Consider the following 14,151-nt stretch of genomic DNA (forward strand, 5'->3'; position numbering starts at 1 on the left):
AAGTATAAAATGAATAAAAGGTGATAATATGATACAAAGAGCTATGACAGTAGAAGATGCGGTGATGACAGACTCTAGAGTTTTGCAAAAACTAAATAACTTAGGGATCAATTATGATTTTGTTGCAGCAGAAAAATTGGAAGTTGTTTTAAAAGAAAATGGAATTGACTTTGATTTTTTTGTAAAACAAATAGAAGGGGAGCAAGACTTTGAAGGTATTGAACAAATTAAGACTTGGTCTAAGAGAGAAATTATAAAATATATAATAAGAGAAATTCATCCCTTTGAAATAAATTTGATAGAAAAACTAGACAAAGAATTAAGAGAACTGATACACGACCATTATTTAGAAAATGGAGAGCAACTATTTACAATTTATGAAACATTATTGTTAATAAAAGCTGAACTCGTTCATCATTTCTCTAAGGAAGAAATAGAATTTGAAGAATTTTTATCAGATGATAATGTGGATTTTTCTTCTCTAATAGCAGAACACGAAAAAACGATAGGACTTTTTGATAGAATAAAATACTTATCTCATGATTTTTCACTAAAAGCAAATTATGAAAAAATAAAAGATGTCAACGAAGACTTGTTTAAACTTGATAACGATATGAGAAGACATATTTATATAGAAAATGAATTTTTGTTTAAAAACCAAGAATAAAGGAGGAGCTATGGCATTTTCAGTAAAAGGTAAAAATGTATTATTAACAGGCGGAGCTAAAGGCATAGGTAAAGGTATTGCAGAAGTTTTCTTAAAAGAAGGAGCAAATCTTGTCTTTACAGGAAGAAATGTAGAAGTAGCAAAAGATGCCGAAAAAGAATTTAAAAAAATTAATGAAAAAGTAAAATTTATAAGAGCCGATGTATCTTCAGAAGAAGACACCGTAAAACTTTTTAAAGAAGCCAATGAATTCTTAGGTTCAATTGATATAGTAATTTTAAATGCAGGTTACTATCCACAAAATAGAATCAGCCAAATGAAGTTATCTGATTGGGAAAAAGTTACTGACATAAATCTCAAGGGAGTATTTTTAAACACAAGAGAAGCAATGAAATACTTAAAAAGTGGCTCTCATATAGTTATAACATCTTCCATCACAGGCAATAGAGTTGGAAATCCAGGACTTTCTCATTACAGCGCATCAAAAGCTGGTGTAAACGGATTTATGAGAACAGCCGCCCTTGAACTTTCAACTTTAGGCATAAATATAAATGCAGTTGAACCAGGAAACATTATGACACCAGGCATGGAAGGAGTCTTGGGAGAAAAATATATTAAAGACCAAGAAGCAATAATTCCACTTGGAAAGCTTGGCTCATCAGAAGATATTGCATACGCAGTCTTATTTTTAGCATCAGATGAAGCAAAATATATAACAGGTCAATCAATTGTAGTAGACGGAGGACAAATCCTACCAGAATCAGCAATGGATCTTCATTAAACTAAAAAAGCAAATAAAAAAGCTCTTATATGAGGAAATTATCTTAAAAAATAAAGACATTTAAAAAATATGGCAAAAATTATATTGTAACATTTTGAAATAGGTCTATAAGAATATCATATTCATGAAGGTGGATATTTCAAATTAAATCACAATTAATATTTTAAAAATATCTGTTAGAGATTTACTCCACAACAGATATTATAGAGCCTAAATTATTTATACATGGTTAGGGATGCAAATCTTTAACCATATATTTTTATATTAAAATACAATATAATTTTCAATCTAAAATAATGAAATAAATCTATTATAATTTTATTTAACTTATTATAAATAATTGTAGAATTATTTATAATATCAACCTTACATAGAAAGTATGTATTAGTCTTTTAATTATTACAGAAATTAACTACATATCAAGGTCTTTAACTTTATCTGATTTAAAACTTTTACCGTCAAAAACAATGTTTTTCTTTAATATTTTAATTTATAAGTCATTTGTGTTATTAAATTTATTACCACTTATTGTGATATAATTATATTTGTTATAGGAAGGGTGTTTTTAATGATAAAGAAAAGTAAGGGGAATTTTATAAGTCTTTTGCCTTTTTTAATTTTTATTTTTTCTTATTTGGGCATAGGATTATTTTTTGTAATAAATGGTCAAAATGATGGATTTTATATGTTTAAATCTCCGATAGCTGTAATAATTGGTATTATTTTTGCTTTTATTTTAATTAGTGGAGATTATTACGAAAAAATATCTATTTTTTTAAAGGGTTGTGGCGATGAAAATATTATTTTAATGTGTGTGATCTACCTTTTGGCTGGGGCTTTTTCTAATGTTTCAAGTAAAATGGGTGGTGTTGAGGCCACAGTTAATTTGGGGATAAATCTCATTCCTGCGTCTTTAATAAGTCTTGGTGTTTTTTTGATTGCTTGTTTTATTTCTTTATCAACAGGGACAAGTGTAGGGACTATTGTGGCGCTTGGACCAATAGCTGTTGGTTTTGCAGAAAAATCGTCTATTAGCCTTGCTCTTATAATCGGAACTTTGATAAGTGGGGCAATGTTTGGTGATAATTTATCTGTTATTTCTGATACTACTATTGCTGCCACTAGAACTCAGGGTGTTAATATGAGGGATAAGTTTAAAACAAATCTTGCTATTTCTCTTCCGGCTATGGCTGTTACTGTGGTTTTGCTTTTAATTTTTGCAAGGCCTGATAAAAATCTTATTATTGAAAAAGAAGCTTTTAATTTTATTAAGGTTTTGCCTTATATTTTTGTACTTATTACAGCTATAATCGGGGTAAATGTATTTATAGTTCTAACTTGCGGTATAATTTTTTCGGGTATTATTGGAATTATTTATGGAGATTTTTCCCTTTTAACTTTTACAAATCATATATATGATGGTTTTACTTCTATGTTTGAAATTTTTCTTTTGTCTATGCTAACAGGTGGTCTGGCAAGCCTTGTTAAGTATGGTGGAGGCTTGGATTATCTTATTTCAAAGGTTAAATCTTTTATTAAATCCTCTAAGTCTGCGGAGTTTGGTATAGGTCTTATAACTCTTTTGACTGATGCTGCGACTGCTAATAATACAGTGGCAATTATTGTTGTTGGTCCAGTTGTAAGACAGATTTCAGAAAAATATAAGGTGGACCCTAGAAGGTCAGCATCTTTAATGGATATTTTTTCGGCTGTAATGCAAGGATTTATTCCTTATGGGGCTCAAGTTTTGATGGCTGTGTCCTATGCAGGAGGAAAAATTAATGTATTTTCTATTATGCCTTATCTGTGGTATCAGTTTGCACTTTTATTCTTTGCAATACTTTCTATTTTTATACCTTATGCAAATTCCTATATAAATAGTTATCCCTGGGATTTTGAGAAGTGGGACATTCAATAAATATTAAATTCTATCTTTACAAAGTCCTTTTTTTAAAGTAATATATTTAAGAATAAAGGAGGGCTTATGAGACATTTAATAGAACCTTTAGATTTAACAACAGATGAATTTGAGTTTATTTTTAGACTGGCTGATGATATTATTTTAGACCCTAGTAAATATTTAGATAGGGCAAAGGGTAAATTGTTGGCAAGTCTTTTTTTTGAACCATCTACAAGAACAAGGTTATCTTTTGAAACAGCTATGTTAAGAATTGGCGGAGGCGTTATTGGTTTTTCTGATTCAAAAGTAACTTCAACGACAAAGGGAGAAACTCTTATAGATACTATTAAAACTGTAGAAAATTATGCAGATATTTGTGCCATGAGGCATTTTAAAGAAGGTGCTGCTACACTTGCTAGTAAAGTTTCGACAAAGATGCCAATAATTAATGCTGGTGATGGTGGTCATTTTCATCCCACACAAACTTTGGCTGATCTTTTAACTATAAGACATCACAAAGGCTCATTTTCAAATTTAAATATTGGTTTTTGCGGAGACTTGAAATTTGGTAGGACAATTCACTCTTTAGTGCGTGCTTTGAACAGATATGAAGATGTGAATTTTACTTTTATTTCCCCTAAGGAATTAAAGATGCCCGACCAATTCAAGTCTTTTTTAAAATCTTATGATGAAACAGATTCTTTGACAGATGCTTTGCCAGATCTTGATATTTTATATATGTCAAGAGTTCAACAGGAAAGATTTGTTTCTTCTGATGAATATGAAAGATTAAAGGACTTCTATATTTTGACACCAGAAAAACTGAAAAGATCTAAGGACGATATGTGCATACTTCATCCTATGCCTAGAGTTAATGAAATTTCTGTTGAAGTTGATAAGGATCCAAGGGCTTGTTATTTTGAGCAAATGAAGTTTGGTATGTATGGCAGGATGGCGCTAATTTTATTCTTATTGGAGTTGGTATAATGATTAATGTTTCAAAAATAAAAAAGGGTATAGTTTTAGACCATATTAATAGGGGGGAAGCCTTTAAGATTTATAAGGCTTTGAAATTAAATAAAATTGAAGATACAGTTGTTTTAATGCAAAATATCCCTTCAAGCTCAATGGGCAAGAAGGATTTAATAAAAATAGAAACAGATTTCGACTTAGATTTCACAGTTTTAGGTCTTATTGCACCAGATATTACTGTAAATTATATTGAAGATGGAAAGAGAATTAAAAAATTCACAATGGAACTTCCTAAGGCTGTTGAAGGTGTATTAAAATGTCACAATCCACGTTGCGTATCAAATTCTGAAAGAGTGATTCCTGGTCAGGTATTTTATCTTTACAATAAGGAAAAAAGGGAGTTTAGGTGTGAATACTGCGACACAATTTGCACCTATGAAGAAGATGAATAAGGTTATAGATAATATTAAAATAACGGATAATTTTTATCTATTAAAAACTGATGGGGTAAAAAATACAAGACCTGGACAATTTTATATGCTAAGAGCCTGGGATAAATATCCAGTTTTATCAAGGCCTATTTCTATCTTTAATGTTGGAGAGCATTTGGAGTTTTTGTATCAAGTCGTGGGTAAAGGTACAGAAATTTTAAAAAATTTAAAAAAAGGCTCACCTATAAATGTTTATGGTCCTTATGGAAATGGTTTTGATATAAATGTGGATAGTTTGGCAATGGTTGGCGGCGGAGTAGGAGTCGCACCTTTTTACTATCTTTCAAAAAAGATTTTAGAAAAAAATAAAGATGCAAAATTACGCCTATACCTTGGAGAAAGAGAAGGACAAAATTTAGAAAGTCTATTTTCAGATTTACCTATAGATATTAAGGTTAAAAAAGGTGGCTTTGTTACAGATATAATTGATTTTGATAAGCATAAGCTTTATTATGCCTGCGGACCAGAAATTATGATGAAAAAAACTCATGAACTTTGTCGGGCAAATAATAAAAATTCTTATATATCTTTGGATTTAAGAATGGGATGCGGACTTGGTGCTTGTCTTTCATGTTCAGTTGATACAAAAAATGGCAGAAAAAGGTCTTGCAAAGATGGACCAGTATTTATGGGAAGTGATATTTATGAATAGGATGGAAGTTGAACTTTGTAATATTAAGCTTAAAAATCCCCTTATCACTGCTTCTGGAACCTTTGGTTTTGGAGAAGAATTTATTGATTATTATGACACGAAAATTTTAGGTGGAATTGTTTCTAAAGGAATCACAAGAATTGCTAAGGATGGAAATAAAGGAGTAAGAATTTGGGAATCACCTTCAGGAATTTTAAATTCAATAGGTTTGGAAAATCCTGGAGTGGAAAAATTTTGCACAGATTACTTTCCTAAAATGAAAAAATTAGGAAGCGAAATTTTTGTAAATTTAGGTGGAAATACTCTCGATGAATATGTTGAAGGTGCAGAAATTCTTGAAGATTTAGATTTTAATTTTTTAGAATTAAATGTATCTTGTCCAAATGTGTCAAAGGGAGGGATGGCTTTCGGATTGGAAGCTGGGCCACTCTTTGAGGTGGTTAAAAATGTCAGAAAAGTTACTAAGAAAAAATTGATTGTAAAATTATCTCCTAATGCAAGAGATATGGTTGAAGTAGCAAGAGCCTGTCAAGAAGCTGGGGCAGATGGAGTTTCTTTAATTAATACTATTTTAGGCATGGCAATTGATTTTGATAAAAGAAAAAATGTTTTTAATAATGATTATGCAGGGCTTTCGGGTCCATGTGTCAAGCCAATAGCTCTAAGAATGGTTCATCAGATTTCAAGAGCAATTGATATTCCAATAGTTGCTATGGGAGGAGTTACATCTTATAAGGATGTATTGGAATTTTTGATGGTTGGTGCTAGTGCAGTTGAAGTTGGAACCTATAATTTTATGAACCCTTATGGTCCAAAAGAAATTATTGAAGATCTGGAGAAATATTTAGATGAAAAAAATGAGTTTGTTAAAGATTTTATAGGTTTAATAAAATAAATGGGGATTTAGTTTACTAAATCCTCTTTTTTATTAAATAAAATTTATTTTTTTTACATAGAAATAAATAAATAGAATTTCTCTGGGTAAAATAAAATTAGATATTTGAAGGAGGAAAAGAGATGAATGTGAAAAATGCATTAGATTATTTTGGAACTTATACAAGAGGGGTTGATGGAGCTGTATCTACCTTCAAATTTGAATATTTGACGTCTTTAGGTATTGCAGCTATTGTAATTTTTTTAGGTAAGTTTTTAGTTGGAAAATCAAAACTTTTACAAAAATATGCCATTCCAGCACCAGTTGTTGCAGGTCTTTTGTTTTCTATTTTAGTTGCAATTATTAAGTCCTTAGGAATAGTAGGATTTGAATTTGATGTAGATATAACAAAAGATTTGGCACAAAATATATTTTTCTTGGCAGTTGGCTACGGATTTTCAGCAGGTCTTATAAAAAATGCTGGCGGTAAATTTTTAGTTAAAATTGCCTTTGCTGCATGTTTGCTGATAACTTTGCAAAATGTTGTGGGAATTTTAGTCGGAAAACTGATAAATCTTGATCCATTTTTAGCTCTACAATGTTCATCTTCTTCTATGAGTGGTGGAGTTGGAACGGCTGCAGCTATGGGAAAAGTTTTTGAAGGAATGGGAGCACCTGCTAATGTAACTGAAGTTGGTGTTGCTGCTGGAACTATGGGAAATATTATGGGGTCTTTAATAGGAGGACCTGTTGCAGCATATTTAATTTCAAAATACAGTTTAAAATCTGATCCAAATGATAAACCAGAACAAGAACTCTCAGACTCAGTTTATGAACTTAAAGATAAAAATATGGTTAGTGCCTTTGCCTTAGCCCTATTAATTGGTGCTTTAGGAATGCCAATTTATTTTTTACTAGACAATATTCCTTATATTGAAATGCCAAAGTTTATTGGTTGCCTTTTCGCAGGTGCAATAATGAGAAATGCTTTGGAAAAAATGGATAAGGAAACTTATGTCAATGAAATGAATGCCATTGAAAGTATGTTTTTAGATTTGTACTTGGCACTTGTTCTTATGACAATAGATATTACAAAATTAATTCCAGTTGCTGGTAAGATGGGTATAATTTTACTTGCTCAAGCAGTTTTAGTAGGATTATTTGCCATAGTTATTTCTTTTAATATGTTTGGAAGAGATTATGGTGCAGCCGTTATGGCATCAGGAAATGTAGGTTGGGCTTGCGGTTCAGGACCAAATTCAGTAGCAAATATTAAGGCTGTTATGGACGAATATGGCTATCACCATATAGCTTGGATACTTTATCCATCATTTGCGGTTTTAATTGATGACATTTATAATCCTATATTTTTATCACTTATATCAAATCTCTTAAAATAAAGAATTTGTTATCATTCTCCATATAAAACTTTTTATATGGAGAATTGTTTTCTTGCAATTGTATAAAAATAAGAATATCATTATTTATGAGGTATTTGTAAGTTTTAAAATTTAGGAGGTATGTATGAAAGCTTTATTTATTACAATAAATCATGAAGAACATTTTAGAAAACTCTTAAAAGAATTTGGAAAAACTGGTATTCGTGGAGGTACTATTCTCTCTAGTGAAGGTCTTGCAGCATCTCAGGCTGAAATAGCTCCAGAATTAGGTTTAAATTATTTCAGATTATTTTTAAATTCTGGGAGACCGTACAATAAAACAATTTTTTTGGTTCTTGAAGATGACAAGGTTGAAGAAGCCAAGGAATGTGTAAGGCGTGTTGTGGGAAATTTAAACAGGGAAAATGTAGGGATTATGTTTACCATTGATGTAGATTCTTTTGAGGGGTTGACAAAGTAAAAAATGGATATAATATTTAATATTGCAGTCCTCTTTTTAAGTGGACTGTTATTTGCGAGAATTTTTGGAAAATTTAAGTTTCCAGATGTAACTGGATACTTAATAGGCGGTATAATAATTGGTCCTTGCGTTTTGGGACTTTTATCTAAAGAAGCTGTAGATAGCATGGATGCAATAAGTCAGCTAGCCTTATCTTTTATTGCTTTTTCCGTAGGTAGTGAAATGAATTTTGAAAGTATAAAGCAAATGGGCACAAAGATTTTAATTGTTACTTTTTTTGAAGCTATGGGAGCTCTTATATTTGTTACTTTAACAATGCTTTTATTTTTTAAAACAGATGTCGCTTTTGCCATTACCATTGGAAGCATAGCTTCAGCTACTGCACCTGCAGCAACTTTAATGGTAATAAAACAGTATAATGCAAAAGGTGGACTTGTAGATGTATTAATACCAGTTGTTGCCCTTGATGATGCTATTTGTATCATGGCTTTTGGAGTTTGTTCATCTATTGCTATTACCATTATGAGCGGATCTGATCTTAATTTTGTTAATATGATTTTTGAACCTGTAAAAGAAATATTTTTAGCTTTAATTGTTGGATTTGTTGCCGGAATTATTTTTATTTTATTGTCTAAAAGGCTGAAAAATGATACAGAAACTCTTACTTTTACACTAGCTATGATATTCATTGTTACAACTGTTACCGATAAATGGGGCTTATCAAGTCTACTTACTTTAATGATGAGCGGTATAGTGATTTCCAATATGGGAAGTGTGGATAGAAGATATCAGGAACTTATTTCTACAATAACGCCACCGATTTTTATAGCTTTTTTCGTTCTGTCTGGTGCAGATTTAAATCTTGGCGGTTTAAAAGCGGCAGGCTTAATAGGATTTGCCTATGTTATTGCAAGAGTTTTGGGAAAATTTTTCGGGGCTATGGCATCTACAAAATTGACAGGATTTTCTAAAGAAGTTCAAAATAATTTGGGTCTTACTTTAGTCCCTCAAGCTGGTGTTGCCATTGGTTTATCCTTAATTGCTGAAAAAATAATACCGGAACCTCACGGTTCAATGATTAGAACAATAATACTTGCAGGCACAATTTGCTATGAACTTATTGGGCCAATAGTTGCAAAATTTGCTTTAAAAAGAGCAGGTTGTATAGAAGAAGATATATAAAAAAAAATCCTTTCTAGAGTTTTCTAGATAGGATTTTTTATTTTGAAAGATTATTTAATTAAGCCAATTTTTTTAAGCCAATTTTTTAATTCTTGCTCATTTATTGGTCCCTGCATTAAAAGTCCCTCTTCAATTTTTACGTTGCTTTTTAAGCTTGGTTTTAAATTTTCTTGGACTTCTAAATTAACTGAACCTTCATCAGTCATAAAATAAATAATTTTCTTATTTGAAAAATCATAGGATTCCAAAAAAGTATTAATAATTAAAGGTGCCTTATGCCACCATATAGGAAAACCTAAAAGTATTAAGTCATAAGAATTGAAATTTTCTACATTATTTTTAATTTTTGGTCTAGTGGAAGGATTTTTATTTTCAAGACAGGCACGAGAATTTTCATTTCTCCAATCTAAATCTTCACTCTTATAATCTTCTTGTGGACTTATCTTAAAAATATCACAAGAGATAAAATCTGCAATTTTTTTTGCCATTTTTTCTGTGTTTCCGCTAGCTGAAAAATATGCCGTTAAAATATTTTTTGCCATAATTTGACCTCCTAAAATTATTATATACTAAAAATTTGAAAGTGAATTTAATTATTTTCTTTGAAACCACCATTGTAAAGTTTGTAATAAATTCCCTTTTCTTTTATCAAATCTTCATGATTTCCTCTCTCTACAATTTGACCCTTGTCAAGAACTAATATTACATCAGCATCCATAATAGTAGAAATTCTGTGGGCTATAACAAAAGTTGTACGACCTTTCATAAGTTCATCCATACCTTTTTGCACAATTTTTTCTGTTCTTGTATCTATGCTTGATGTAGCTTCATCTAATATCATAAGAGGTGGATTATATATTTCAGCTCTTGCAATTGATAAAAGTTGAGCTTGACCCTGGGACAAATCCATCTCGCTGCCGGAAATTTTTGTGAAATATCCATGGGGTAAATTTTCAATAAAAGTATTTGCCTGAACACGTTTTGCGGCTTTTACCACATCAGTTTCTGTGGCACTATCTCTACCAAATTTTATATTTTCTGAAACAGTTCCTGTGAAAAGGTGGGTATCTTGCAGCACCATACCTAAAGTTTTTCTAAGGCTATCTTTTTTTATTCTTTTAATATCAATACCGTCATAAGTTATTTTTCCGCTGTCAATATCATAAAATCTGTTGATCAAATTAGTTATTGTTGTTTTACCAGCACCAGTTGGTCCGACAAAAGCTATTTTTTGACCAGGTTTTGCGTAAAGATTAATATTTTTTAATATTAAATTTTTTCCATCGTAGGAAAAATTAACATTTTCAAATCTGATTTCTCCTAAAAGGGGAGTCAGGGAATTATTATTTTCCGGGTCTTTCCAAGCCCATTTTCCAGTTCTCTTAGAACATTGTTTAAGCTTTCCCTTTTCGTATTCTTCTACCCTCACAACTTCTACAACTCCACCATCTTTTTCGTGTTCTTCATCTAAAAATTCAAAAATTCGCCTAGCACCTGCAAGAGCAAGAACAACTTGATTTAATTGGTTGGCAACTTGGGACATAGGACCTGTTAAAGATCTTGAAAGTTGTAAAAATGATGCTACAAGCCCCACACTAATACCTGCAACATTGTTGATAGCAAAAAGTCCACCTATTATTGCAAAAAGTGAGTATTGAATGTTGCCTATTCCAAATATAATAGGCATAAGGGACAAGGAAAGTCTATTAGCACGAAAAGTATTTGATTCAAGTCTATTGTTAATATCTTCAAATATATCAATGGATTCTTTTTCATGGTTAAAAATTTTAACAACTTTCATTCCTGAAGCCATCTCTTCTACAAAGCCGTTAGTTTCAGCTAAAGATTTTTGTTGGTCTACAAAATAATTGGTGGAAATTTTACTTACAGTTTTCATTACAAAAATCATAAGTCCCATGGTTACAAAAATTATAAGACTTAAAACAAATGATTGAAACATCATTGCAATAATTACAAAAGTTATGGTCATGATTGATGACAAAAATGAAGGTAAAGAATTGGCTATAGCTTGACCTAGGGTTTGAACATCATTTGTATAATAACTCATAATATCCCCATGGCTTTTCTTATCGAAATAAGAAACAGGAAGGGACTCCATGTGGTCAAACATATTTTTTCTTATTTTATTAACTGCACCTTCAGAAATATCAACCATCATTCTTGAATAAAGTAAGTTTGCAAGTACGCCTGTAAATAGCATCAGTGCCATTTTACTTATAATATTAAGAAGGGCTTTATAAGAAGGAGAAGCCATTTTGGTCATGGGTAAAATATAATTATCAATGAGAGTTCTTATAAATAAAGAAAGCCCAACATTTGTTAGAGTAGAATAAATTACAAGAAAAGCTACAATTACAAGTTTAAGTTTATGTTCACCAAAAACTACAGACAAAACTTTTTCACCAGCTAATAAATTTTCATCAATATTTTTTTTCTTCTTATTCTTTGACATCAAAATCTCCTCCCTTTTGTTGAGATTCATATATTTCTCTGTAAATTTCAGAAGATTTTATCAAATTCTCATGACTACCTATATTTTCAATTTTCCCCTCATTTAAAACAATTATATAGTTGCAGTTTTTTAAAGAATTAACTCTTTGAGAAATTAAAATTTTTGTCAAATGAGGATTTAAAGTATTTATAGAATTAATAATGGAACTTTCGGTAGAATTATCAAGAGCTGATGTGCAATCATCCATAATTAAAACTTTAGGATTTTTTAAAATTGCTCTTGCAATACATAATCTCTGTTTTTGCCCTCCTGAGAAGTTTGTGCCACCTCTTTCAACAATTGTATCAAGTCCATCCTTAGCATTAATAAAATCAAGAGCATTAGAAACTTTAAGAGCTTTAAGCATTTTTTCATCATTTAAATTTTCATCAGCCCACTTTAAATTTTCTCTTAATGTGCCAGAAAATAAAACATTATGTTGAAGAACAAAAGAAACTTCATCTCTTAAAGATTTAAGATCATAGTCTTTGACATCAATTCCTCCCACTAAAACACTTCCTGAATAGACATCATATAGTCTTGGGATTAGCTGAACTAAAGTCGATTTTGATGAGCCAGTTGGTCCAATAATTCCAACATAGTCCCCAGAAGAAATTTTTAGGTTTATATCTTTTAAAACTAACTTATTAGGGTCATCATTATAGGAAAAATTGACATTTTTAAATTCCACGCTGCCATCAACTACTTCTTTTATTGGTTCTATTGGATTTAAAATATCGGAAGATGTATTTATAACTTCCATAATTCTTTGGGAAGCATTTTTTGCAATAGTCAATTGTACTATTACCATTGATAAAATAAGAAGAGAAATTTGAATTTGAATTGAATAAGTTATCATTGATGTAAGAGCCCCTGTACTCATAGTTCCACGCACAATAAAATGAGAGCCAAGCCATGCAATAATTAATGACATAAGATAGGTGGAAAATTGCATTAAAGGACCTGACAAAGCGATAAGTCTTGAAACGAGTCTATAATTTCTAAACATTTTTTGAGATATATGATTAAAATTCTCTCTTTCCTTATCTTCTCTGACATAAGATTTAACAACTCTGATACCTAATAAATTTTCTGAAACCATGGTATTTAAGTCATCAGTTATTTTAAAAACCCTTTGAAAAATTGGATAAGCCCTTCTTGTTATATAAGCCATACCTAAAGATATAATGGGAATGATTAAGACAAAATATATGGCTAGATGACTTTGAAGTCTAAAGGACATAATAAATGCGAATAAAAGAGTTAAAGGTGCACGAACAGCAATTCTTGTTGACATCTGCATAGCCATTTGAACATATTGCACATCAGTAGACATTCTCGTAACTATTGAACCTTTTTTGAATTCATCTAAGTTCCTAAAAGAAAAATTACAAATATTTTTAAACATATTAAATCTCAGATTTTTTGCCAGCCCAGCAGAAGCACGAGTAGCTGTAATTCCTGAAGTTATGCCAGAAAAAAGCGATATAAGTGTTGCTATAATTAAAATGATGCCAATCTTAAGTATTTGATCTTTTGAATAGCCAAGGATTCCTCTATCAATTAATAAAGACATAAGATAGGGAATAGCTATATTCATAAAAACTTCAATGATTACAAGAATTGGCGTTAAAATTGCATACTTTTTGTATTGACCAAAATATGGGAAAAAAGTTTTAAACATTTAACACCTCCATTTTTATACCTAAATTTAAATTTACCCTATTTTATGTAGTTTTAAAAGAAATTACTGTTAAAATATGAAAAAAATAAACTTATTATAAAAAAAGCTTTATTGATTCATATTTAAGGGTAAAGATATTAAAGTAAGGTAAATTTGAATTTATTGAAAGTAAAAATATTTTATCTTATCACTATAAATATAGGGGGTAGAATTATGGTAAATAAAGATAAAAAGTTTGAAGAAATTCTTGAAAACTCCAACACTTTGTCTGAACAAAAGAAAAAAGAAATTTACTGCAAGGTTGGAACAAGAAAAGGAAATTAAAAATTCTAATCGTCCATCAGGAGATATTTATTCAAAGACTGAGGGTAAGGATCCTGAAACTGGAGTAGAAATTCCCACAGATGAGGCAGTAGAACAAGCAAAAGAATGGGTGGATAAGCAAAATCAAATGTGATTATTTTATGGATAAAAAATTTGTACTTTGGATTTCAAAGTTAAGGACAAAAAGACTCAACAGTTTGATGATTTTTATAACTCATTTAGGAACAGGTGCCTTTGTTTGGTTACTTATGA

The 14,151-nt window shown here is 30.6% G+C and carries 14 protein-coding genes; 11 read left to right on the top strand and 3 right to left on the bottom strand.

Features of this window, described 5'->3' with window-relative positions; translation table 11 throughout:
- The first annotated feature begins 28 nt into the window (after positions 1–28).
- The 10 genes from HMPREF9131_RS04645 to HMPREF9131_RS04690 all read left to right on the top strand — a co-directional run bounded on the left by HMPREF9131_RS04645 (position 29) and on the right by HMPREF9131_RS04690 (position 9,379).
- Positions 29–667: a ScdA protein gene (locus HMPREF9131_RS04645; RefSeq protein ID WP_009345690.1), complete on the top strand. Its 639-nt coding sequence runs from the start codon at positions 29–31 to the stop codon at positions 665–667.
- A gap of 10 nt (positions 668–677) precedes the next feature.
- On the top strand, positions 678–1,448 hold the full coding sequence (locus HMPREF9131_RS04650; protein ID WP_009345680.1) for an SDR family oxidoreductase: 771 nt from the start codon (positions 678–680) through the stop codon (positions 1,446–1,448).
- Between the two features lie 568 nt (positions 1,449–2,016).
- Positions 2,017–3,366 (top strand): Na+/H+ antiporter NhaC family protein, encoded by a 1,350-nt coding sequence (locus HMPREF9131_RS04655; protein ID WP_009345672.1) that lies wholly within the window; start codon positions 2,017–2,019, stop codon positions 3,364–3,366.
- A 66-nt stretch (positions 3,367–3,432) separates the two neighbouring features.
- On the top strand, positions 3,433–4,335 hold the full coding sequence (gene pyrB / locus HMPREF9131_RS04660; RefSeq protein ID WP_004824177.1) for an aspartate carbamoyltransferase: 903 nt from the start codon (positions 3,433–3,435) through the stop codon (positions 4,333–4,335).
- Positions 4,335–4,772, top strand: coding sequence for an aspartate carbamoyltransferase regulatory subunit (locus tag HMPREF9131_RS04665; protein ID WP_004824181.1), 438 nt, complete (start codon positions 4,335–4,337; stop codon positions 4,770–4,772). The genes pyrB and HMPREF9131_RS04665 overlap by 1 nt, the downstream gene beginning before the upstream one ends.
- A complete protein-coding gene (locus HMPREF9131_RS04670) occupies positions 4,729–5,463 on the top strand; it encodes a dihydroorotate dehydrogenase electron transfer subunit (protein ID WP_009345669.1) in 735 nt (244 codons plus the stop codon). The genes HMPREF9131_RS04665 and HMPREF9131_RS04670 overlap by 44 nt, the downstream gene beginning before the upstream one ends.
- Positions 5,456–6,358, top strand: coding sequence for a dihydroorotate dehydrogenase (locus tag HMPREF9131_RS04675; RefSeq protein WP_009345684.1), 903 nt, complete (start codon positions 5,456–5,458; stop codon positions 6,356–6,358). Before HMPREF9131_RS04670 ends, HMPREF9131_RS04675 begins: the two co-directional genes overlap by 8 nt.
- 122 nt (positions 6,359–6,480) lie before the next feature.
- Positions 6,481–7,737 (top strand): sodium/glutamate symporter, encoded by a 1,257-nt coding sequence (locus HMPREF9131_RS04680; protein WP_009345675.1) that lies wholly within the window; start codon positions 6,481–6,483, stop codon positions 7,735–7,737.
- Positions 7,738–7,861: 124 nt separating this feature from the next.
- Positions 7,862–8,197 carry a hypothetical protein gene (locus HMPREF9131_RS04685; RefSeq protein WP_004824172.1) on the top strand — a complete coding sequence of 112 codons (336 nt, stop codon included), beginning with the start codon at positions 7,862–7,864 and terminating at the stop codon, positions 8,195–8,197.
- 3 nt (positions 8,198–8,200) lie between these two features.
- Positions 8,201–9,379 carry a cation:proton antiporter gene (locus HMPREF9131_RS04690; RefSeq protein ID WP_009345656.1) on the top strand — a complete coding sequence of 393 codons (1,179 nt, stop codon included), beginning with the start codon at positions 8,201–8,203 and terminating at the stop codon, positions 9,377–9,379.
- Between the two features lie 50 nt (positions 9,380–9,429).
- Here the strand turns inward: HMPREF9131_RS04690 and HMPREF9131_RS04695 are convergent, their stop codons facing one another.
- Genes HMPREF9131_RS04695 through HMPREF9131_RS04705 form a run of 3 tightly spaced genes read right to left on the bottom strand, consistent with a single transcriptional unit; the run spans position 9,430 to position 13,575 of the window.
- Entirely contained in the window at positions 9,430–9,921 is a 492-nt protein-coding gene (locus HMPREF9131_RS04695) for a flavodoxin (protein ID WP_009345688.1), read from the bottom strand.
- 47 nt (positions 9,922–9,968) lie between these two features.
- Entirely contained in the window at positions 9,969–11,852 is a 1,884-nt protein-coding gene (locus HMPREF9131_RS04700; RefSeq protein ID WP_009345681.1) for an ABC transporter ATP-binding protein, read from the bottom strand.
- Entirely contained in the window at positions 11,839–13,575 is a 1,737-nt protein-coding gene (locus HMPREF9131_RS04705) for an ABC transporter ATP-binding protein (protein ID WP_009345686.1), read from the bottom strand. The genes HMPREF9131_RS04700 and HMPREF9131_RS04705 overlap by 14 nt, the downstream gene beginning before the upstream one ends.
- A gap of 301 nt (positions 13,576–13,876) precedes the next feature.
- Between HMPREF9131_RS04705 and HMPREF9131_RS08690 the strand changes: the two genes are divergently transcribed.
- On the top strand, positions 13,877–14,032 hold the full coding sequence (locus tag HMPREF9131_RS08690; protein ID WP_009345655.1) for a DUF3787 domain-containing protein: 156 nt from the start codon (positions 13,877–13,879) through the stop codon (positions 14,030–14,032).
- Positions 14,033–14,151 lie beyond the last annotated feature (119 nt).

This window comes from Peptoniphilus sp. oral taxon 836 str. F0141 (assembly GCF_000179335.1).
GTDB classification, from domain to species: domain Bacteria; phylum Bacillota; class Clostridia; order Tissierellales; family Peptoniphilaceae; genus Peptoniphilus_A; species Peptoniphilus_A lacrimalis.

What these genes read in the sequence shown, in the direction of transcription:
- HMPREF9131_RS04680 (WP_009345675.1), top strand. Translation starts at nt 6,481, where the DNA reads ATGAATGTGAAAAATGCATTAGATTATTTTGGAACTTATACAAGAGGG.
- HMPREF9131_RS04685 (WP_004824172.1), top strand. Translation starts at nt 7,862, where the DNA reads ATGAAAGCTTTATTTATTACAATAAATCATGAAGAACATTTTAGAAAA.
- HMPREF9131_RS04655 (WP_009345672.1), top strand. Translation starts at nt 2,017, where the DNA reads ATGATAAAGAAAAGTAAGGGGAATTTTATAAGTCTTTTGCCTTTTTTA.
- pyrB (WP_004824177.1), top strand. Translation starts at nt 3,433, where the DNA reads ATGAGACATTTAATAGAACCTTTAGATTTAACAACAGATGAATTTGAG.
- HMPREF9131_RS04645 (WP_009345690.1), top strand. Translation starts at nt 29, where the DNA reads ATGATACAAAGAGCTATGACAGTAGAAGATGCGGTGATGACAGACTCT.
- HMPREF9131_RS04705 (WP_009345686.1), bottom strand. Translation starts at nt 13,575, where the DNA reads ATGTTTAAAACTTTTTTCCCATATTTTGGTCAATACAAAAAGTATGCA.
- HMPREF9131_RS04690 (WP_009345656.1), top strand. Translation starts at nt 8,201, where the DNA reads ATGGATATAATATTTAATATTGCAGTCCTCTTTTTAAGTGGACTGTTA.
- HMPREF9131_RS04650 (WP_009345680.1), top strand. Translation starts at nt 678, where the DNA reads ATGGCATTTTCAGTAAAAGGTAAAAATGTATTATTAACAGGCGGAGCT.
- HMPREF9131_RS04700 (WP_009345681.1), bottom strand. Translation starts at nt 11,852, where the DNA reads ATGTCAAAGAATAAGAAGAAAAAAAATATTGATGAAAATTTATTAGCT.
- HMPREF9131_RS04665 (WP_004824181.1), top strand. Translation starts at nt 4,335, where the DNA reads ATGATTAATGTTTCAAAAATAAAAAAGGGTATAGTTTTAGACCATATT.
- HMPREF9131_RS04675 (WP_009345684.1), top strand. Translation starts at nt 5,456, where the DNA reads ATGAATAGGATGGAAGTTGAACTTTGTAATATTAAGCTTAAAAATCCC.
- HMPREF9131_RS04695 (WP_009345688.1), bottom strand. Translation starts at nt 9,921, where the DNA reads ATGGCAAAAAATATTTTAACGGCATATTTTTCAGCTAGCGGAAACACA.